Below are 20105 nucleotides of genomic sequence, written 5' to 3'. Positions count from 1 at the left end.
GCGTGAATGAGATTCCGCTCTCTGTTCTTCGCCCTCCTACTCGTCGCCGCGGTGCACCCCGCCGCGACGACGGCGACAATGGCCAGTCCGCCACCCGAACCAGTCTGCGTCGTTTGCGGCCACGGATTCGAAGAGACTGCGGACGATGCTGGCGTCAACCTCACTGTCGAGTCGAGTACGGTCCGCGTCCAAATAGACGAAGACGGCGTCGGTCACTGGACGGCCCGCGTGACAGTAGACGACGAGTCCGCCGCAACCTTCCGCGAGAATCCGAGCCTGCTCGATAGTATTGTCCGACGGACGTTCGAAGAGCGGTGGGGTCTCGTCGACGACCCCCACGACCTCAGTAGTCGAATCGCCGGCGACACAGTCGTCGTGACCTTTACTGTCCCCGAGATGGCCTCGCACGGCGTCGGAGACGTGCTTCTCGTGGACTACTTCAACGACCCGACCGAGAGGCGACACGTCTACGTCGGTGCCGACCGGTTCGTCGTCACCGGCCCGGAGGGGTCACACCTCCTCACCAACCCGCCGAAAGCGGCGACCAACGAGACGGCGGCGACGTGGGGCGATAGTGAACAGTACGAGTCGACCGTCCACAGTCAGACGTACCTCACCTTCGGACCAGATGGGGGCCTCACGACCACGGCCGCAGCCTACGCGAGTATCGCTGTCGACTCGGGGCCGAATCTGCTTTCTGACCTCGTCCGGGTCGCGTTCATTCCGACGCTCATGCTGATACTCGGTATTCTCTTCGTTCAGCATTTCAACCGCCGGTTCGACGACGGCCGGGATTCACAGGCACGCTTCGGTACGGTCGTCACGGCACTCGGTGTGGTGTGGTCGCTCTGTCTCGTTGCGCTCGGGATGTTCTCGGGAGGTACCAGCGTCATGGCGTGGGTACTCGGCCTGCAACTCATGGCGTTCGGACTCGTGGCGGCGAAGCGACCCGAAGTCCTCACCTTCCGGCGACTCGTCGCCGCGGCCGTTGTCCCGCCGGTCGTCGCCGCCGTTGCCGTCTCGGTTGTGACCGCGCCGTCGGTTCCATGGAACATCCCGAGCGCGCTCGCGCTCGGGACGGCCGTCGTCTTGTTCCTCCCATTCGGTTACGGTGCTCGCCGAGGACGTGAGACGCGTCCAATCGCGTTTGCCATCGTCTTAGCCCCTGTCACCTTTACGATTCCAGCACTACCCATCGGTGGCTGGGGGCCGGTGTTCATGGCGATACTGCTCGTCGTTTGGGGTGGTCTCACGCTCGCAACAGGGACGCTCGTGTATCGCCTCGGGTGGACGCTGGCTGGTGAGTTCCCGGAGACGGAGCACGTAGGCGGAAGCGAAAACGCGGCGTCGGGCGCGTGAACCACGTCGGAGAGTGCCGTCTCCGCAACCATCAGGTACTCACCCGCTAAATCACCGCTCATGACCGAAACCGAAGTCCGCGTCGTCACCACCGACGCCGAGCGCGAGGACGCGTTTTTCGTCCGAAAGACCGTATTCGTAGACGAGCAGGACGTTGACGAGGAATTAGAGTGGGACGAGTACGACGAACCGGACTCGCCTGCGGTCCACTTCGTCGGCTATCGGGACGGCGAAGCAGTCGGTGCGGCCCGACTGCGTGAGAGCGAATCTGCGGTCGGAAAAGTCGAACGCGTTGCCGTCCTCGAATCCGCCCGTGGAGAAGGATGGGGTCGGCGACTGATGGACGCACTCGAAGCAAAAGCACGTGAACGCGGCTTCGACCGCCTCCTACTTCACGGCCAAACCTCCGCGGAAGGGTTCTACCACGAGTTAGGCTACGAAACGACGAGCGACGTGTTCGACGAGGCTGGCATCCCGCACGTCAAGATGGAAAAGAGACTCTAGTCACGGACCACGACAACACATGACAGTGTAAGATACATATTCGACCCCAGACATAAGTATGTCTAAGAAAATCAAATGAGATAATCGGCAGTATATCTATATACGGTTCCTCATTCGTCCTTCGGGCATGCTCAACGCGCTCTCGTCACTTGTCGTGGGGGCAGTGACCAGTTCAGAGACACAGGCAGAGACGGGCGGGTCGCCACAGATGGCCGCTGAACCTATTTTAGACGCGCTTCCGATGCCTGCTTTCGCCCTCGACGGCGAAGGGACTGTCATCGAGTGGAACAAAACGGCGGCGGCGATGTTCGAAATTCCGCGTGAGGAGATTATCGGTCTCTCTGAGTCGGAAGCTGCCCAACTCGTTACCTACGAAGACGACGACGAAGCCAAGACGCTCGCCGGAAAGGTACAGGAGAATCCACGGGATGCGGACAGCCTGTACGATGTCGAACGGAGAGACCTCCCTGCCGGACCCGTGTACATCGACCAACGGGCGCTCACAAACGCTGGCGGAAACACGGCTCATCTCTCGTTCAAGGTGATTCCCGTCTTCGACGACGACGGAGACCTCGAAGCCGTCGTCGAAATCGTCCAAGACCAGAGCGAAGAGATACGACGCCGAGATGCGCTTCATGGTCTCGTCTCCGAAGTGACCGAAACGCTCGAAGCGCTCGCCGACGGCCAGTTGGATAGACGAGTCAACTACGACCTCGATTCGACCGAGCATATCGACGACGAACTGCTCCACATTCTCGATGCGGTCGACGAAACAGCCGAGCGATTCGAGCAGGTCGTACAGGAGATGGAAGTCCACGCTTCCGACCTCGCCTCGTTCGTCGATACCGCCGATTCCGCCGCCGAGGGAATTTTCGAACAGACCACCGAGCAGCAGGAGGAACTCGCCTCCGTTCGCGACGAGATGGAGTCGTTCAGTGCGACGATGGAAGAGGTTGCAGCGAGTTCGACAGAGGTCGCAAACGCCTCGTCGCGTGCCCGCGACAACATCCAGTCGTCACTCGAATCGACAAAAGAGACTCAGACGGTTACGGACGAAGTGAAACACCGAAGCGAGAATCTCGTCGATACCGTGGCGGACCTCGAAGACGAGATGGTCGAAATCGAGGAAGTCGCCGCCGTGATTTCCGATATCGCGGACCGGACGAACATCCTCGCACTCAACGCGAACATCGAGGCTGCCCGCGCTGGCGAGGCGGGTGAAGGCTTCGCGGTCGTCGCCGGCGAAGTGAAATCGCTCGCCGACGAGACGCAGTCGCACACCGAGCGAATTGCCGAGCGAATCGACACTATTCAGGACCGGGCCACGAAGACGGTCAACCTTGTCGAGCAGACGCACGAGGACGTCATCGAGGCCGACGAGTCGATGTCGGAGACCGTTAGCTCGTTAACCGAAGCAACGGAAGATGTCTCCGAAGCGACAGACGGGATTACCGAACTCTCACGCGCCAGCGACGACCAGGCTGACACCGTCGAAGCCGTCGCTGCGGCGCTCGAAGACGTGAATCGCGGCGCAGAAGAAATCTCGATGGTATCCGAGACAATCGTCGATGTGACCGAAGAACAGCGCGCGGCGGCCGACGCCCTCGACGAGAGTCTCGAACACTTCGACAAAAAGTAGACCGTAGCCCGTTCGGTTGGTTCGTCAGTCGTTCGACTGCGCCGACTGTGTCCGTGCGTCGGCTTGGTCGTTTTCTTCGCTCCGAAGGTTGAATCCTGTCGACTCCTCGCGAGCGAGAAGTTCGCGCTGCGGGTACGGAATCTTGATTCCCTCGCGGTCGAAGGCGGTTTTGACGCTCCGGAGGACTTCCGCGTTCGCCTGCGCGCGGCGCGGTGCCGACGGGTTCGTAATCCAAAATCGCAGTTGGAGGCCAATCGACGAATCGCCGAAGGTCGTCGGCATCACCTGCGGCTTTGGCACTTCTTCGACGAACGTGAGGTCGGTCAGCGCTTCCTGTGCGACCGTTTCGGCGTGTTCGATGTCGGCGTCGTAGTCGATGCCGACGTCGATTCGGAGTCGAAGCCGATTTCGCTTCGTTCGATTCGTTATTTTCGCGTTGGTCACGCGGTCGTTCGGAAAGACGACTGTCTCGCCGTCTGCGTTGCTCAGGCGGGTGTTGATGATGGTGATGTCGGTGACGATGCCTTCGGCGTCGTTGATTTTCACCCAGTCGCCGAGTTCGAACGGCCGGGAGAACATCAAGACGAATCCGGCGATGAGCGAACCAAGCGTCTGTCTGGCGGCCATACCGACGACGATACCGAGGAATCCGGCACCGACGAGCAGGCCGCCGATTTTGAACTGCCAGACGGTGAGCGTCGCCATCCCCACGGCGAGGAGGACGACGAGTTGGAGCACGCGGAAGACGATACCCTGTTGGTGGGCGTTGATATGGTCGACGTTTCGGGCGTAGGATTCGAGTTGTTCTTCGAGGACGTTCGTCCCGACGAAAGCCCCGACGAGGAGGGCGACTGTCGCCGCGATTTTGAGGACGTTTGGGACCGCAATCGCGATTACCGACGCGAGACTCGAAGCGAGACCCGTATAGCCCCACAGGAGCAGCAACGAAAGTGAGACGAGGACGAAGACCCCGAGTTGGAGGGCCCGGACGATAACCGTCGCCGGGAATATCCACGCCACGTCGGTGACCGAGTCAGGGACCTTCGAGTGCTGAAGCACCCGTTTGTGGAACATCACTGATGCTCGAGAGACGACGCGCGGTGCGAGGAAAATCGCCACCCCGAACGCGAGCGCCACGAGTGCCACCGAGATACCGATGCGCTCCTCCGTCGAGACAAACTGCGCGAGCGTCGCCTGCAAGTCCTGTAGCCAACTCGTTACCGGATTCGATACCCCGCTTGCCCCCTGTTCGACCATCGTACCCAGTCGGGCGGGTGAACTTCCAAAAACGTGACGGAGTGTTAATCAGTATTGAGAACCACAGGCACACAGATTCGGGAGCCGAATCCACTGGCTCGAAAAATCGGATACGAACGCGCTAACGGGTCTACTACAGCCGCTTCGACACGTACGGACCGTCCTGTTGGTAGCCGAGTTTCTGCTTGTAGTACTGCCGGACACCGATACCCGAGATGACCGAAATCTTGTCGTATCCAGCGTCGCGGGCGAGTTCCTCGGCATGGGCGAGAAGCTTCTTTCCGTAGCCTTTGTGCTGCCAATCGCCCTCAGCTCCGATACCGACTTCCGACCCGTAGACGTGCAGTTCGCGGACGAGCGCCGCGTTCTGGAGTTCGCGTCGGACCGGATTGCCCGGGAAACGAAGTCGACAGAATCCGACGAGCAGGTCCTCGACGGGGTCTTCGAACGAGATGAAGTGCTCAGTTCCACCAGCGACCTCGTAGGTCATCACGTCGAGTTCGATGCGCTCTGGGTCCGGGTTGGCTTCGTTCATGCCGACCTCGCGGGCGCGGATGTTGCGCTGGACGATACCCTTCTCTTCGGCCCGCTGAGCGGCGAGTTGTCGGAGGTTAGACTTCCAGACACCGGCGTCGATGAAGTCCGCTGGGATGTCGCGCTGGACGCGCTGGAGGCGCGTGTACTTCGGAATCATCCCCATGACCTCGGCGATGATGTCGGCGGCCTCCTCGTTGTTCAGCGGGTCGTACTCGTCGCGTCGCCACATGTCGTAGGTGATGGTGTCGCGGACGATGAGCGTCGGGTAGATTTTGAGGTAGTCTGGCCGCCAGTCCGAGTTCTCGAACAGTTGGCGGAAGTCCTCCAGACACATCTCCTTCGTCATCCCGGGTTGTCCCGGCATCATGTGGAAGCCGACCTTGAACGCCGAGTCGCGGAGGCGACGGTTGGCGTCGATTGACGCCTGCACGCCGTGACCGCGGTGCATCTCGCGGTTGATTCGCTCGTAGGTCGTCTGGACGCCGACTTCGACCTTCGTCGCACCCAAATCGAGCATCCGGTCGATTTGCTCGGGGTCGCACCAGTCGGGCTTCGTCTCGAACGTCGTTCCGATGTTTCGGATGTCGGCCGTCTCGTTTTCGGCAATCACGTCTTCGACGTATTTAAATTCGACATCCTCGGGGTCGGGTTTGAACGATTGGTCCTCGGCGGGCTGCGGTTCCGAGTCGAGGTCGTAGTCGTTCATCGCTTCGAGCGCCCGCTTGACGAACCACTCCTGGTAGTCGTGGCTCCGGGCGGTCATCGTCCCGCCCATCAGGATGAGTTCGACCTTGTCGACCGGGTGGCCGATGTGCCGGAGTTGTTCGAGTCGGAGCGTGACCTGTCCGTACGGGTCGTAGTCGTTCTGGACGCCGCGGGCGGCCGCGGGTTCGTGGCCCGTGTACGACTGCGACGACGAGAACTCGCTCGCCGGACCGCCGGGACAGTACAGACACTTCCCGTGCGGGCACATGTGCGGCGAGGTCATGATGGCGACCGGCGAGACGCCGGAGGCGGTGCGGACGGGTTTTCGTCGAACGACCTCTTTGACCTCCTCGCGTCGGTCTTTGGGGGCGTATTGTAGAATCTCGGTGTTCTTCGGTACCTTCGGCGAGGAGTGTTCCGAACAGGCGTCGAGCTTGGCCGATTCGAGGTCGTCGCGGTCGATTTCGCCCGCGAGGATGCGCTCGACGAGCGCCTCGCAGGTCCGCTGGAACGCCTCGGACTCGGTTTCGGTCTCAGCGCTCACGGACACACCTCCCGGGTGGCGACGTGGTAACGGCTCATGAGCGCGAATCAGGTCGTTTCGTGGATAAGCGTGTCGCTCGGGAGGCTCGAAAACAGCCCTCCATCGAGAACGAACGAGGAGGAGTCTGGATTGTCGTTTAGAACTGCTCGGCAGCGGCGGCGAGGACGGCTTCGAGCGCCTCGTCGCGCGCACCGGTCAGGAACTCGATGCGTCCTTCGCGGATACCGGCGGCGGCGAGACCGGCGGCGGGTGCCTTCTCGGCGGCCGACTCGACGACGGCGCGAAGGTCGAGGTCGCCCGTGCTGCGGAAGTACAGTTCGTCCATGCCCAGCGCGACGGTCACGAACGCGTCACCCTCGCGCGTGCGGCGGTGCAGTTCGTCGACGAGGAGACCCGTCGGCGGGAAGTCGAAGCGGTGACTGTAGGCGTCGGAGTCGAGCACGGCGGCGGAGACGGAATCGACCTGGCGGCGTTCGAGGTTCGCCTGCGCCGTCTCGATTTCGTCTTCGAGTTTGATGCGGAACTGCTCGGAGACGTGGCCAGCGAGGCCCTCGTCGGCGTCGAAGAGCAGGTCAGCGATGAGTTCGCGCTTGTCCTGGTAGGACTGGTAGTACGCTTCGAGGGCGACGGCCTCACGGAGTTCGCGGACGCGGTCGGCGTCGAAGCCGTGGTCCGCGGCGAGGTCGAGGTACTGCTGCGGGCAGTTCTCCCAGTAGCTGACGGCGGGGAGGTGCGACACGCCGTCGCGAACGTCCTCGTTGACAGCAACCGAGAGCGTCGAAGCGAGCGCGCCGACAGAGAGGTCGCGGGCGTCAGCACCCTCACGGGGAGGATTGACGAGCACATCGACTTCTTCGGCAACTTCGTCGTCCGCGGGTGCGGCGTCGACGACGACGCGCTCGGAGCCGTAGACACCGAGCAGGCCGAGTCCATCGAGGGATTCGGCGGTCGAGCCAGCGCCGAGAAGCAGTACGAGCGGAAGCTTCTCGTCGTGGCGGTCGCGGTCTTCGAGCATCCGCGTCACGTCGTTCGTGGCGGCGTCCATGCCGTAGACGGCCTCTTCGAGCGGGCGACGGGTGAAGTAGTGGTACTCGGCGTCGTCGCGGGGGTGCTCGTCGCGGATGAGCGGGAGCACGGCGCGCTCGACGGCGGCACCGGCGGCGTAGCCGTCTGCCGTGGCCGTGTGGCGCACGACGATGGGGCGCGATTCGAGGACGGCTCGGCGGATTGCCTCGGCAGCGTCCAGAAGCGACTTGCCGACGGCGGCGACCGGCTCGTGAGCCGCGAGGGGTGCGACTGCGTCCGGTCGGGCCTCGTCGGAAAGCGCGTCCGCAAGGCGCTGTTTGATAGTTTCTGCGTCAGCACCTTCGAGAACCGTCAGGTCCTCGGTCTCGATCTGAAGTTCGCCGCGGCGGCGTTCGACCTCGCCGTCGATGCGGACGTAGTCGCCCACTTCGACGCTGGGGTATGCGCGAACGCCGGCTTCGACGAAGGCGGCACAGTCCGCGATGGCCGTTTCGTCGCGGAGTTCGAAGACGGTCGGCCCGCCGGTCTGGCGGACGCTTGCGATTTCGCCCTCGACGCGAACGACTTCGCCGACGCGGTTGTCGATGCTGTCGATCCTCACGCGCTCGACTTCCTCGGCTTCGACTGTTTCGGCTGCTTCGGGTTCGGCGGCCGCTTCATGTGTTTCGGCTGCTTCGGGTGCAGTTTCGGCTTCCGTTTCCGATTCGGAGATGTCGGTGACGACATCCTTCGCGGTCGGGGCGCGGCCCTCGTCTCCGGCGGCGGACTCGGGCTCGGGCTCGGCTTCGACTGGTTCCGGTTCCGGTTCCGGTTCCGGTTCAGATTCGGTCTCGACGGATTTCTGCGACGTAGTCGCGCCGACGGGTTTCGTCGTCTTACCCGTCTGGGGGCGGGTCTTAATCGTCGTCGGACCGCTGCTTTCGGCTTCTTTCTCGACCGGTTGGCCGTCGGCGTCGCCATCGGGGTCGTGGATGCGAGCACCGCGGAACTCGGTGTCAGACTGTCGAATCGACCAGCCGAGGTCGATGTTGCCGTTGTCGCGGACGTTCTTCACCTGGACGAACACTTCGTCGCCCGGTTCCCATTCGAGGGATTCGAGACGGCGGTCGAGTTCGCTGCGGTGCAGTAGGCCTGTGACGTTGGAAGCGAGATCGACGAAGACACCGAAGTCGGCGTACCCGTCGACGGTGCCTTTGTAAAACCGACCGGGGACGAGCTGGTGGGGGCTATTGCCCCGGAACTCGAACCAGACGTCCTCCTCGTGCGTAATCCAATCCATTGCGTTGAGCAAACAACCCCTAACTAAAACGATTGTCGAAAAACGCTCAGGCTAGAGCGACACGCGTGCGGCCGACTCGACGGGGCTACATCCGGCGAATTGCCGCTTTCGAAGGGATATGTGGACTCAGCCGAGCACGGTCATTAGCGCTGCGTTGATATTCGAGAGCGCCTGAAAGCCGCCGAAGGCATATCCGAAGACAACTCCGGACGGAACGGCCGTCGCGAGAATCGCCTTCGGGAGCGAAGTTTGATGGACCTCGCTGATGCCGACTGCGAGGAGGACAGCCCCGTAGACCGCACAAATCGCTCGAAGAACGGGTATCGAAAAACCGGGAATCAGAACGCTGAGAATCGGAACCGCGGCAAATGCACACGGCGCAGTGGCGTAAGCGATGACCTGAACGGTCTCGCTCACGCCGGCGCGCTGAGAGAGAAGCGGGATGAGGAGCGCGGTCTGTATCGCCGCCGTCAGGTGAAGCAGTGCCGGCGCGACAAAGAGCGCAATGACCAAGAGCGCGACGAGCGCCGAAGCGACTGGCCCGCCTCCGATAACCGGAATCGTGGCCGGTGCGAAGACGAACTGGAGACTCTGGTAGACGAGCGCGACGGAGATGGCAAACAAGAGTCCGGGAGCCTGATCGCCGGGAGCGACACCGTCACGGAAGAACCGACGGGGGCTGACGAGCACGGCGACCCACGCGCGAAGGATACCAGTTAACCCACGGTCACGGCCCTCGCGGGGGGTCTCGACCCAAGTAGTCACGCTAGCCTCTAGTCGCGCCGGAGGGTATGACAGTTCCGGCACCGCGCCTCGTAGGACTCCTCCGCGCCGACGAGGATGGTCGGGTCGTCCATGTGCGCCGGTTCGCCGTCGATAAGTCGCTGGTTCCGCGTCGCCGGTTCGCCGCAGATGGTGCAGATTGCCTGCAGTTTATCGACGTACTCGGCGAGCGCCATCAGTTGCGGGACCGGGTTGAACGGTTCGGCGCGGAACGTCTGGTCGGTTCCCGAGACGACGACGCGCTTGCCGTCGGCGGCCAACTGCTCGCACACGCCCACCAACTCGGCCGAGAAGAAGTTCGCCTCGTCGATGGCGACGACATCTTCGCCGTTCAGTTCCTCGACGATTTGCCAGACACCATCGCCTTCCGAGGGGACGACGCTCGCGTCCCACGAGCGCCCGGCGTGCGTGCCGACTGTCGTCTCACCGTATCGGTCGTCGAGTTGGGGTTTGAACACCGAAATCTCCTGTCCCGCAATCTCCGCGCGTCGGAGGCGTCGAAGCAACTCCTCCGTCTTTCCCGAGAACATCGACCCGGAAATGACCTCTACCCATCCACTCTGCGTGATGGCGTGCATACGTCGAGAGGGAGACGAGGAAGGTCAAAACGATTGTTCATCTGCGCCGATGGTCGTCACTCGTTGACAGTCAAGCGCAAAGTAGCAATAGAGGACAGTGCTACTCGGAGTGACGTTCTTTCGGGATTAGTCGTCAGCGCCGACGTTTTCGCTGCTCTCAAGCGTCGGTGGTTCGGCTTCGATGTTCGTGTACACGACGGCGTCGCGGCCGAGTCGCTCCACGCGTTCGCGGAGGTCGTCATCAACGATCACACCGTCTTCGAACGCCGAAGACACGCTCGGAATCGCGGCTTGATGGGGAAGGACCCACGCATTTAGCGCCCGGCAGACGGAGCGGAGATGTTCGAGCGCGGTGACGGGGAACGACCCACCGGCGACGGCGAGGAGACCGACCGTCTTGTCGCCGAACTCGTCGAACCCGCAGTGGTCGAGTGCGTTCTTGAGGACGCCCGAGTACGACCCGTGGTAGACCGGCGTTCCGAGAATCACGGCGTCCGCTTCGTCGATGATACGGGTGAGTTCGGCGGAGTCACCCTGCTCGTCGTAGTCGGGGTTTAATGTCGGAAGGTCGAGCTCGCGGAGGTCGACGAGTTCGGTCGTCCCACCGGCCTCAGATGCACCGGCGAGGGCGTGTTCCAGTGCCAATCGAGTGTAACTACCATCGCGGAGACTGCCGCAGAGGGCGACAATGTGTGGCTGAGCCATACCGAGTATCATCAGTACGGAGGTAAAAACAGCGTCGACCCGTCAGCGGGAGTGGATATCGTTGGCGGAGCGGCCTCACTTCGCCAGCGAAACACGAATTTCGTCGTCGGATTCGTTGATATCGACCAGTCCGTCCGAAGAAAGGTCGTCAACAAGGTCACGAAGCCACGACTCGCCGGTATCGCCGCCGTAATCGACACGAACCCGTGGACCTAACTCGTCCAATCCGAGTTCGTCGTACTCGCCGAGAATCCGAACGACTCGCCCCCGAAATTGCCGCCTACTTCCCTCGAAACTCGGCTGTGTCGGCACGTCGGGAGCGGTGAAATCGCCGGTCTCGTAGGCGTGACAGAACTGTCGCCACGGACACCCGGATTCGTCGCACGTCGGCGTTTTCTCACAGGCCACGCCACCCAACTCCATGATAGCGTTGTTCCAGACGCGGGACTCGCCGTCGGGCATGAGTTCCGAAGCGGCGGTCTCGAAGGCCGCGTCGTCATCGGGGACGGCGAAGGCGCGGTGGAGAACGCGCTTGACGTTGGTGTCGACCACAGCGTCGCCGTTGTTGAACGCGAACGAGGCCACGGCGTTGGCGGTGTACGGGCCGACGCCCATGAGTTCCGAGAGGCCGTCGGGTGTCCGCGGGAAGTCGCCGTCGTGGTCTTCGACCACCTGTCGGGCCGCCTCGTGGAGGTACTTCGCCCGGTTGTTGTAGCCAAGTCGGTGGCTCGTCCAGAAGCCGACCACGTCGGCTCTGTCGGCCTCTGCGAGGTCTTCCGGAGTGGGCCACTCGTCGAGGAAGGCTTCCCACGCGTCGACTACGCGCCCGAGTTGGGTCTGCTGGCTCATCACTTCGGAGACGAGAATCTCGTAGGGGTCGTCGGTGCGCCGCCACGGGAAATCCCGGTGGTCGTCCTCGTACCACTCGATTAGCGCGGTCTGGACTGCCTCGCGGTCGAGTTCGGAGGGGAGTTCGGACGCCGCGTCACTCATCGCCCCGGCTTAGGACGGGCGGCGTTTAGCCGTGGCGATGCCGAGCGGCCATCAGACGACTGCGTGCATGAGTTCCACTTCGTACGTAGTTCCCTCGTACTCCACGAGTTGGTCACCGTAGCTGGCCGCTCTATTCTCAGAGATCTCGTTTAGCCGCTCTTTGAGCGCGGCGAAGTCGTCGGAAAGCGGTTCGCACTCGTCTACCCCCTCGTCGATTGCGCGCTCGAACACCGCACGTTCGGCGTCGGAGAGGTCGTCGAGCGGAACGACGACTTCTTCGTGAACGAACGCGGCGAACGCCGCCCTGTCTTCGCCGACCTGTTCGAGCGTGTATCTGAACGTCTCTTCTTCGACGGTCCGTGTCTCCCCGACGGTGACTTCGAACGACCGCCCCTCGTACCGTATCCAGACGGGTCCGGCGTCGATGAGTTGAGAGTCAGCACCGGCCGGATAGACGTGTCCGTATCCGCCAATTGAAAACCCTCGTGGGCCGTCGCCGTTCTCGAAATCCTTGCTCGGGTACGTGGCGAGAAACGCCTCGCGGTCGGCTTCTGGGAGTTCATCGAACTTGAAGACCGTCGCCCCGGTTGCGGGAGGAGACTCGTCTCGGTCGTACTCGATGCTGACCTCGCGGGCGATGCGTTCTCGCGTCTCGGTTCGCTCGCGCTCGACCCGATAGTACGCGCCGTCGTGTTCGACGTAGTCGCCCGAATCGAGCGGAATGGAGTGGTACGTACTGTACGTGGCCGCGCCCTCGCTGGCCGCAGTTGCGACGAGACGCGATACTGTCTCAGCGTGCTCGTGGAAGTCTTCGGTCACGATATCGACCAGTTCGGGGTCGGTGACCACCGTCGCTTCGAGCGAGTAACTGGACGTACAGCTACTGCCGAGAAGACCACCCAGACAGCCCGAAAGAAGGGCTGAACCGGCCGCGAAACCGCCGAGGAGGGCGCGTCGGGAGAGTTTCGGGGACATGCACGGAAATCGTCGAATCACCAGTAAGTGTCTTCTGTAGGGGACCGGCGACTGAAAGGCGGGCACGCGAATCGAACAAGGAGACGTCGGTCGAAACGCGTATCCCCGTGACGACCCCATCGGCGGGCAATGACACTCGACGACCTCACAGACGACGTGGAATCCGCGTACAGCGACCTCGGTACCGACCTCGACGTGTCGCTCGACCGCGAGACGCGACACGAACTCGCCATGCTCGTCGCGCTGTTCGACCCCGAGAATACGGACGAACTCGTCCGCCGGGCAATCCACGCGCTGTTCCAGTCGGAACTCGACCGCGGCCAACTCGACTTCCACCTCCGACAGGGCTACGACGTGACCTACGACGAATACCTCGCCGGGATGACCTACGAGGAGATGACGGGCCAGACGCAAGCCCCGCCGCGGGACGACGTGCGCCGCTACCAGATGTAACTCGGGACGAGCGCCAGACAAAAGCGACTCAGCGAATCTCGATTTCGAGGGAGAGACCGTCGATTCTGCGATAGCGATTGCTCTCGCTCGTGTTCTCTTCGCTGATTTCGTCGTCACCCTCATCACCATCACCCCCGTCGTCGACTTCGAACGTCCGAAGGAGAATCACCAATCGTTCGTCGCCGACGGTGGCACGTAAGACGACGCCTTCGCCGGTTACGACGACGTACGGCGGGCCGGCGACTGGCGGCGCGGCCATCGGTCGGCCGGTCGCTGTCACTGCATTGGCGAGGGCGCGTGGGAGTCGAGAGAGCGCGCCGGACCCGTCGAGCGCGCGGCCGAACGGCGGGACAACTCGGTCGCGGTCCGACACCGAATCGCCGTCCCACTTGGCGGCGACCGCATCCGCACACTGCCTGACGACGGTCAGCAGTCGGTCGTGTTCCTCCTGAAGCACACGCTCCGCTTCGTCGATGGCCGCCGCGCGAGATGTCCCGTCTGTCACGAGTCGTGGTGTGTCGTCATCAAATAAAAACCTCCGTCAGTTCGGAGAGAAGAGGAAGAGCGAATCGCCAGGGAATTGGAGGGCCAAATCGCCGGGGAATTAGAGGGCCGAATCGCCGGGGAATTAGAGGGCCGAATCGCCGGGGAATTAGAGGGCCGAATCGTTGGGGAGAGTTATGTTTCAGTCGTCAGCCGCTGGCGGGCGGTTCGGGCCGAGGTCGCCCGCAGAGTCCGTTTCGGCGTTCTCGTGGTCGAAGTCGAGTTCAATGTCGTCGGCGGTAGCAACGTCAGTGGCGGCGGTAGCGTCAAAGTCGACAGCCGAAGCAGCATCGGTGTCGAACTGCGCGAGTGCGTCGTCGAGGTCGTCCGCGCTCTCGACGAGGTCAGTTGCGACCGCCGCGACCTCCTGCAAGCGGGCGGCCTGTTCCTCGACGGCGGCCGAGACGCTCTCGGCTTCGCTCGTCGTTTCCTCGCCGATACCAGCCACTTCGTCGGCCATCGCCAGCACTTCCTGTGCGGAGTCGGCCTGCTCGTCGGTCGCGCGGTCTATCTCGGAGACGCTGTGGTGAGTCTCTTCGACTCGGTCGACCACGCCGTCGAGTGAGTCGATGGCGTTTTCGACCGCATCTGCTTCCTCGGTAACGCGGTCGCGCATCTCGTCGATTCGCTCGACGACAGCGTCTCGTTGGTCCTGCAGGTCGGAGACGAGTTCGGCGATGGTCTCTGCGTACTCCTGACTCTCTTCTGCGAGTTGCTTGACTTCCTCGGAGACGACGGCGAACCCTTCGCCGGCGTCGCCTGCGCGCGCGGCCTCGATAGAGGCGTTCAGCGCGAGGATGTTGGTCTGCTCCGCGATACCGGAGATGACATCCGTAATCGACTCGATTTCGGCGAGGCGTTCGTCCAGCGCTTCGACCTCTTCGACCGCCTTGTCGGTCTCCTCACGGATGTCGTCCATCCCCGAGAGGGCGGCTGATGCGACCTGAATCCCGTTTTCGGTTCGGTCGGCGGCCTCCGCAGAGAGCGTCGAGAGGTCACCTGCGGCCGCCGCGACCTGTTCGACCGACGCCGAGAGTTCGTCCATCTCGCCGGAGAGCGCGACGAGGTTGTCGGTCTGTTCTTCGGCCCCGCCGGAGATTTGCTCGACCGACCGGGCAACTTGGTCGGCCGCATCGCGGACTTCCGCAGTTGCCTGCGCCACGTCGTCGCTGCGGGCGGTGACTTCGTCGCCGAAGGCTGAGACGGACTCGACCGTCGATTCTACGGCATCCATCATCTCGTTGTACGATTCGGCGACGACGCGCATGTCCCGACTGGTCGAGTCGGTCGGCAACCGAACCGAGAGGTCGCCGTCTGCGGCGCGACTAATGCGTTCTCCGTATGCCTCCGCGTCCGACCGCTGTTCGTGGAGGTCGGTCCGTAAGTCGTCGATACCGTCGACGACAGCGCCGAGTTCGTCGGTTCGCCACATCGGGAGGTCTACGTCGAGGTCGCCGTCACGGAGTCGTCCGACACGCTCGGCAAGCGACGCGAGCGGCACGGCGGTGTTGGCGTTGACGACTGCACCCAATCCGGCGAGGGAAAAGAGGACGACGAGCACCAGCGCGGCAACGAGCATACCGACTGTTCGGCCGAGGGAGTAGGCGCTGGCCGTCGGCACGTGAACGAGGACGGCCATGTTCTCACCCGCCGGTGCGTAGGCGACGAGGTGTTTTTCGTCGAGGACGCCGTTCGCAGCGACGGTCTTCACGCCGCGTTCGCCGTCGAGGGCGAGGGCGAGCGCCTCCGACTCGGTTGCGGGGTAGTCGTCACCGGCGAGTGGACCGGTACCGGCTTCGACCGCGCCATTCATCGAGACGAGCGACGTAAAGCTCCCTTCAGCGGGGGTTTCAAACGTTCCGGTCAGCCCCGTAGCGTTGGCTTCGATGACGATTGCGCGGTCTGCGAGTCCCGGAACGGCGCTCACGAACGAGACGAGCTGTGTACCGGGGCGTTCGTACACTTCAGTGGTCGCGGTCGGGTCGTACAAACTCACGTCGAGCGAACCAGTGATGAACGTCACGTCACCCGGAACGGCACTTCCACCGCGGCGAACTTCGGACGAACTGGCGATAACCGTATTCGTCTCGCTGTTGACGAAGTGAATCGCACGGACGTCGTCCGGAAGCTTCTCGCGTTCTTCGACGAAGAACTTCGATATCTCCTCGTGGTCCCCAGTCCGGAGCATTTGGTACTGTGAGAGCATCCGCGCGGTCTGTGCGCGTTCTCGGAACCACCCTTCGGTCTGCCCAGCGTGCTGGCCAGCCGTGGCTTCGAGTTCCGCTTGCCTGTTCTGTGTCAACTCTTCGGAGACGGTGAAATATGTCACCCCACCCGCGGCGGCGACGATGAGAAGCGTCATCGCAAAGCCGAGAGCAAGTTTCCGAAGAAAACTATCTCTGATAATGTCCGGAAGTAGTTGGTCCAATCGGCGGGCAAGTCGCATTACGGAATGGACCCATGTGGCTACGATAAGTGCCCGGTTGAAATTATCTAATTCGAGAATATACTATCTGGAGTGTCGATAGCATCTCTCGAATGGTTAGATAGCTCATCTCACATATCAAACCACTAAACAAACCCACTGTGTAGTGTTTTCTTGTGCCATAGTATAGCGCGGAACACGAACGTCGTTCCCGGACGCTTTTTGCCAGCGCCCGCCCCGAATACGCACATGGAAATCGAAGCTATCGAGGAGCTTATCGAATCGAACATCGAAGACGCCGACGCGACCGTCTCCCGTCCACGGACGGTCGACGAAGACCACGAAGACGACCACTACGCCGCCGTCGTCGTCTCGCCAGCCTTCGAGGGGGAGTCGCTCGTCCAGCAGCACCAACTCGTCTACGACGCGCTCGGCGACCACATGACGACCGACATCCACGCGATGGAGCTGAAGACCTACACGCCCGAGGAGTACGCGGCGCTGGACGAGTAGCCAGCGAAAAAAGCAGTTGCAGACGTTGCCGCTCAGGCCCGTGGTTCGGGTTCTGCGAGGTCTGCCGATTCCAGCGACCGGTTCTGGAGCGCTTCGCCGGTCGCGGCATCGAACAGGTGAATAGCTTCTTCGGGAAGGCGAGCGACAGCCGATTGGCCCGCTTCGACCCGGCGCATCCCGCCGACGGTGGCGACGAAGCGCCGTTCGGTACCGAATTCGAGGTAGACCGCGTTCTCGTTACCCATCGGTTCGACCACGTCGACGCTCGTCTCGTAGGTGTGGTCGAGTTCGTCATCCGAGACGAGTTCCACGTCTTCGGGACGGATACCGAGCGTGACACGGCTGGTTCCTTCGACTGCTTCTTTCGAGCGGGGAGACAGGTCGTACGTGAAGGTGTCGTTGGCGAGGGTGTCGCCGTGGACCTCCATCTCGAAGAAGTTCATCGACGGTTCGCCGATGAAGCCCGCGACGAAGCGGTTTGCCGGGCGGTGATACGCCTCCAACGGCGTGGCAACCTGCTGGAGTTCGCCGTCGTTGAGGATGGCGATGCGGTCGCCCATCGTCATCGCCTCCGTCTGGTCGTGAGTGACGTAGACGGTCGTCACGCCGAGTTCTTCTTGCAGGCGCTGGAGTTCCGTCCGCATCTGTGAACGGAGCTTGGCGTCGAGGTTCGAAAGCGGCTCGTCCATCAGGAACACTTCCGGGTCGCGGACGATGGCGCGACCGAGTGCGACGCGCTGTTGCTGGCCGCCGGAGAGCTCGCCGGGTTTGCGGTCGAGCAGGTCGGCGATGCCGAGCATGTCGGCGGTCTCTTCGACGACTGCGTCGATGTCGGCGTCGGCCATGTCGGTCGATTCTTCGAGGCCGAATCGCATGTTGCCCCGAACCGACATGTGCGGGTAGAGCGCGTACGACTGGAACACCATCGCGATGTCCCGGTCGCGGGGCGGGCGGTTGTCCATCCGTTCGTCGCCGAGTCGAATCTGGCCCTCCGAGACGGTTTCTAGTCCGGCAATCATGCGGAGCGTGGTCGATTTACCACACCCCGAAGGACCGACGAGGACGAGGAATTCGCCGTCCTCGATGGTCACGGAGGCGTCGTCGACGGCGACGACTTTGGAGCCGCCATCGTCGAAGAACTTCGATACGTGGTCGAGTGTGAGGTCAGCCATGGGTCTGTGTGCGTGTCGTGGTGGTCGTCTGCGGTGCTACGTTGGAGTGGGTGGGCGCGGCGCTCATGCTTCGCCCGCGACCCCCTTTGCGAACTTGTCGCCGAACAGGACGTAGACGAGCAACGTCGGCAGAGCGGCGACGAACGCGCCGGCCATCTGCGTGTTGAACGTCTGGATGATGCCACCGGTCAGTTCGTTGAGCGCGATGGTCGCCACCGCCGCGGGACCGGACCCCGAAGGGATGATAACCAGCGCGAACAGCAGGTCGTTCCAGATCTGCGTGAACTGGTAGATGAGCGTCACCGCGAACATCGGTGTCGACAGTGGGAGTACAATACGTCGGTAGACCGTAAATGCGCTCGCACCGTCGAGGCGGGCGGCTTCCAGCATCTCCGTCGAGAGTTTCTTGTAGTAACTCCGGAACAGGAGCGTCGTGATGGGGATGCCGTAGGCCGCGTGGGTAATGATGAGGTTGATGATGCTCGCGTAGTGCGGGTGCGTGGCGAGTTCGACCGTCCCGAGGACGGGCACCTGTGCCGAAAACACCGTGATGTCGAGCACGGGCGCGAGCAACTCTTTCGTGTTCACGATGGCCCAGAGCCGCGACAGCGGAATCAACACGGCCTGGTACGGGATGAAGATACCCGCGATGAACAGCGTGACGACGCCGAGTTGGCCGCGCCACTCGAAGTTCGTGAGACCGTACGCCGCGAAGCTTCCGAGGAGCGCCGACAGAATCGTCGCCGGCACGGCCAGCATGATGCTGTTGAGGATGGCCGACGACAGCGTGTCGAGGGCGACGCCGAAGGGTTTGAGCGTGAAGCCGTCGACCGTCGGCGGTACGAAAGGCGGCGACGTGGCGAACTCGGCTTCCGTCTTCAGCGCGGTCATCAGTCCGGACTCGAGGGGCGAGAGGTAGAACGCGATGAGACCGACGAGAGTCGTGTAGAGAACGACGCGAACCGGGTCGATGGTTTCGAAGTCGACGCCAAAGCGGTCTGCGAGGTCGTCGCGGACGCTCATAGTTCACCCCGGCGGTACTCGCCGTACAGGTAGGGCGCGACCACGGCCAACGCAACGACGAACAGCACGACGGCGATGGCAGAGCCGTAAGCCCACTCGTTTGCTGCGAATGCTTGTCGGTACATCATCGTCGAAAGGATGTCTGCCGTCGGGCCCGGGTTGTTCCCGAACATGACGTACAGGAAGTCGAACGCCTTGAGCGCGAACACCATGAGCACGACTGCGGCGCTCACCGTCGAGGCGCGGAGTTGCGGCAGGATGACCCGGCGGTACATCCGCAGGGTCGACGCACCGTCGACTCGCGCGGCCTCGTACTGGTCGCTCGGAATCGCGCGAAGGCCCGCGAGATACACGACCATCGCGTAGCCGCTGAACTGCCAGAGCAGCGCGAAGATGACGGCGAACAGTTTGAACTGCAGCGTCTCGGGGACAAGCGGGAGTGCTCCGAGGAGACCTAAATCGACGCCCCCTGCGAGCCACTTCGACGCGAGGAAGTCGAGGCCGACCCCCCGGAGGACGACGTTGATGACGCCCGAGTCGAAGTTGTACATCCACCGCCAGAACACCGCCGTCACGACGAACGACAGGCTGAACGGCAGCAGGTAGATGGTACGGAACCAGTTTTCGAAGCGGATGCCCCGGTCGATGAGAATTGCGAGACCGAGACCACCGCCGAGTGAAAGCGCCGTAAAGGAGACGAGAAGCACGAACGTGTTCCGGGTTGCGGCCCAGAACTGACCGTCCGAAAAGGCGCGGCGATACATCTCCAGGTCGAACGCCGAGGGGTCGTACGCCGGCAGTTGCAACCCCGCGAAATCGGTAAAGGAGATGATGACGTTCCAGCCGATTGCGCCGTAGACGAAAAAGCCCATCAGCAGGAACGGCGGGAGCCAGAACGGTGCGGACTGGACTGCCTCGCTCTCGCGGAGCAACGACAGCAGCGCGCCGAGGTCGGACTCGTCAGTGGCGGACGCCTCGCCGCCGGTCGAAGTCGTCCCGCCGTCGGTGCGTACCGGCGGGCCGTCGTCCCGGTCACGGCCTAGGAGTCGCTTGAGGATGTGAAGTGACATTATCGAAAGGTGATGGGTGTGT

18 protein-coding genes are annotated in these 20105 nt (G+C 62.6%); 5 read left to right on the top strand and 13 right to left on the bottom strand.

From position 1 onward, the window contains the following. Positions 1 to 6: 6 nt before the first annotated feature. From HFX_RS09170 to HFX_RS09160, 3 genes are all read left to right on the top strand, one after another. Positions 7 to 1359, top strand: a complete 1353-nt coding sequence (locus HFX_RS09170) for a hypothetical protein (RefSeq protein WP_004060382.1) — start codon at positions 7 to 9, stop codon at positions 1357 to 1359. Positions 1360 to 1419: 60 nt separating this feature from the next. Beyond that, entirely contained in the window at positions 1420 to 1863 is a 444-nt protein-coding gene (locus HFX_RS09165; protein ID WP_004060383.1) for a GNAT family N-acetyltransferase, read from the top strand. Between the two features lie 127 nt (positions 1864 to 1990). After that, complete coding sequence (locus HFX_RS09160; protein WP_004060384.1) at positions 1991 to 3502, top strand: methyl-accepting chemotaxis protein; 1512 nt, start codon at positions 1991 to 1993, stop codon at positions 3500 to 3502. A gap of 24 nt (positions 3503 to 3526) precedes the next feature. On the opposite strand, the gene HFX_RS09155 is transcribed toward HFX_RS09160, so the two are convergent. The 8 genes from HFX_RS09155 to HFX_RS09120 form a co-directional block, all read right to left on the bottom strand. Next, positions 3527 to 4759: a mechanosensitive ion channel family protein gene (locus tag HFX_RS09155; RefSeq protein ID WP_004060385.1), complete on the bottom strand. Its 1233-nt coding sequence runs from the start codon at positions 4757 to 4759 to the stop codon at positions 3527 to 3529. A 133-nt stretch (positions 4760 to 4892) separates the two neighbouring features. After that, positions 4893 to 6551, bottom strand: coding sequence for a tRNA uridine(34) 5-carboxymethylaminomethyl modification radical SAM/GNAT enzyme Elp3 (locus HFX_RS09150; protein WP_004060386.1), 1659 nt, complete (start codon positions 6549 to 6551; stop codon positions 4893 to 4895). Positions 6552 to 6681: 130 nt separating this feature from the next. Next, positions 6682 to 8850: a DHH family phosphoesterase gene (locus HFX_RS09145; RefSeq protein WP_004060387.1), complete on the bottom strand. Its 2169-nt coding sequence runs from the start codon at positions 8848 to 8850 to the stop codon at positions 6682 to 6684. Positions 8851 to 8976: 126 nt separating this feature from the next. Next, positions 8977 to 9615, bottom strand: a complete 639-nt coding sequence (locus HFX_RS09140) for a YIP1 family protein (protein WP_004060388.1) — start codon at positions 9613 to 9615, stop codon at positions 8977 to 8979. Positions 9616 to 9623: 8 nt separating this feature from the next. Beyond that, positions 9624 to 10211, bottom strand: a complete 588-nt coding sequence (locus HFX_RS09135; protein ID WP_004060389.1) for a thymidine kinase — start codon at positions 10209 to 10211, stop codon at positions 9624 to 9626. Positions 10212 to 10337: 126 nt separating this feature from the next. Beyond that, complete coding sequence (locus tag HFX_RS09130) at positions 10338 to 10916, bottom strand: NADPH-dependent FMN reductase (protein ID WP_004060390.1); 579 nt, start codon at positions 10914 to 10916, stop codon at positions 10338 to 10340. A gap of 75 nt (positions 10917 to 10991) precedes the next feature. Further along, on the bottom strand, positions 10992 to 11909 hold the full coding sequence (locus HFX_RS09125) for an HhH-GPD family protein (RefSeq protein WP_004060391.1): 918 nt from the start codon (positions 11907 to 11909) through the stop codon (positions 10992 to 10994). Between the two features lie 51 nt (positions 11910 to 11960). Next, positions 11961 to 12884, bottom strand: coding sequence for a hypothetical protein (locus tag HFX_RS09120; RefSeq protein WP_004060392.1), 924 nt, complete (start codon positions 12882 to 12884; stop codon positions 11961 to 11963). Positions 12885 to 13013: 129 nt separating this feature from the next. On the opposite strand from HFX_RS09120, the gene HFX_RS09115 reads away from it, so the two are divergent. Then, positions 13014 to 13337 carry a hypothetical protein gene (locus HFX_RS09115; protein WP_004060393.1) on the top strand — a complete coding sequence of 108 codons (324 nt, stop codon included), beginning with the start codon at positions 13014 to 13016 and terminating at the stop codon, positions 13335 to 13337. Positions 13338 to 13365: 28 nt separating this feature from the next. On the opposite strand, the gene HFX_RS09110 is transcribed toward HFX_RS09115, so the two are convergent. Both HFX_RS09110 and HFX_RS09105 read right to left on the bottom strand, forming a co-directional pair. Continuing rightward, positions 13366 to 13842: a hypothetical protein gene (locus HFX_RS09110; RefSeq protein WP_004060394.1), complete on the bottom strand. Its 477-nt coding sequence runs from the start codon at positions 13840 to 13842 to the stop codon at positions 13366 to 13368. A 180-nt stretch (positions 13843 to 14022) separates the two neighbouring features. Beyond that, positions 14023 to 16326, bottom strand: a complete 2304-nt coding sequence (locus HFX_RS09105) for a methyl-accepting chemotaxis protein (RefSeq protein ID WP_014732573.1) — start codon at positions 16324 to 16326, stop codon at positions 14023 to 14025. A gap of 228 nt (positions 16327 to 16554) precedes the next feature. Here HFX_RS09105 and HFX_RS09100 point away from each other — a divergent pair, with 228 nt between their 5' ends. Continuing rightward, positions 16555 to 16818, top strand: coding sequence for a BolA/IbaG family iron-sulfur metabolism protein (locus tag HFX_RS09100; RefSeq protein ID WP_004060396.1), 264 nt, complete (start codon positions 16555 to 16557; stop codon positions 16816 to 16818). 32 nt (positions 16819 to 16850) lie between these two features. Here HFX_RS09100 and HFX_RS09095 read toward each other — a convergent pair whose 3' ends face one another. From HFX_RS09095 to HFX_RS09085, 3 genes are all read right to left on the bottom strand, one after another. Then, positions 16851 to 17990 carry an ABC transporter ATP-binding protein gene (locus HFX_RS09095; RefSeq protein WP_004060397.1) on the bottom strand — a complete coding sequence of 380 codons (1140 nt, stop codon included), beginning with the start codon at positions 17988 to 17990 and terminating at the stop codon, positions 16851 to 16853. Between the two features lie 63 nt (positions 17991 to 18053). Beyond that, a complete protein-coding gene (locus HFX_RS09090; RefSeq protein ID WP_004060398.1) occupies positions 18054 to 19013 on the bottom strand; it encodes a carbohydrate ABC transporter permease in 960 nt (319 codons plus the stop codon). Next, positions 19010 to 20083 (bottom strand): carbohydrate ABC transporter permease, encoded by a 1074-nt coding sequence (locus HFX_RS09085; RefSeq protein ID WP_004060399.1) that lies wholly within the window; start codon positions 20081 to 20083, stop codon positions 19010 to 19012. Before HFX_RS09085 ends, HFX_RS09090 begins: the two co-directional genes overlap by 4 nt. Positions 20084 to 20105 lie beyond the last annotated feature (22 nt).

The sequence above is a fragment of the Haloferax mediterranei ATCC 33500 genome (genome assembly GCF_000306765.2).
In the GTDB taxonomy this organism is placed as follows: Archaea; Halobacteriota; Halobacteria; order Halobacteriales; family Haloferacaceae; genus Haloferax; species Haloferax mediterranei.
Note: the sequence above shows the minus strand (reverse complement) of the source record. Positions and strands in the feature narration are given on the sequence as shown.

Coding starts and splice junctions, on each gene's coding strand:
- HFX_RS09105 (WP_014732573.1), bottom strand. CDS start 16,326: ATGCGACTTGCCCGCCGATTGGACCAACTACTTCCGGACATTATCAGA.
- HFX_RS09160 (WP_004060384.1), top strand. CDS start 1,991: ATGCTCAACGCGCTCTCGTCACTTGTCGTGGGGGCAGTGACCAGTTCA.
- HFX_RS09170 (WP_004060382.1), top strand. CDS start 7: ATGAGATTCCGCTCTCTGTTCTTCGCCCTCCTACTCGTCGCCGCGGTG.
- HFX_RS09115 (WP_004060393.1), top strand. CDS start 13,014: ATGACACTCGACGACCTCACAGACGACGTGGAATCCGCGTACAGCGAC.
- HFX_RS09165 (WP_004060383.1), top strand. CDS start 1,420: ATGACCGAAACCGAAGTCCGCGTCGTCACCACCGACGCCGAGCGCGAG.
- HFX_RS09135 (WP_004060389.1), bottom strand. CDS start 10,211: ATGCACGCCATCACGCAGAGTGGATGGGTAGAGGTCATTTCCGGGTCG.
- HFX_RS09155 (WP_004060385.1), bottom strand. CDS start 4,759: ATGGTCGAACAGGGGGCAAGCGGGGTATCGAATCCGGTAACGAGTTGG.
- HFX_RS09095 (WP_004060397.1), bottom strand. CDS start 17,990: ATGGCTGACCTCACACTCGACCACGTATCGAAGTTCTTCGACGATGGC.
- HFX_RS09125 (WP_004060391.1), bottom strand. CDS start 11,909: ATGAGTGACGCGGCGTCCGAACTCCCCTCCGAACTCGACCGCGAGGCA.
- HFX_RS09100 (WP_004060396.1), top strand. CDS start 16,555: ATGGAAATCGAAGCTATCGAGGAGCTTATCGAATCGAACATCGAAGAC.
- HFX_RS09145 (WP_004060387.1), bottom strand. CDS start 8,850: ATGGATTGGATTACGCACGAGGAGGACGTCTGGTTCGAGTTCCGGGGC.
- HFX_RS09090 (WP_004060398.1), bottom strand. CDS start 19,013: ATGAGCGTCCGCGACGACCTCGCAGACCGCTTTGGCGTCGACTTCGAA.
- HFX_RS09085 (WP_004060399.1), bottom strand. CDS start 20,083: ATGTCACTTCACATCCTCAAGCGACTCCTAGGCCGTGACCGGGACGAC.
- HFX_RS09120 (WP_004060392.1), bottom strand. CDS start 12,884: ATGTCCCCGAAACTCTCCCGACGCGCCCTCCTCGGCGGTTTCGCGGCC.
- HFX_RS09130 (WP_004060390.1), bottom strand. CDS start 10,916: ATGGCTCAGCCACACATTGTCGCCCTCTGCGGCAGTCTCCGCGATGGT.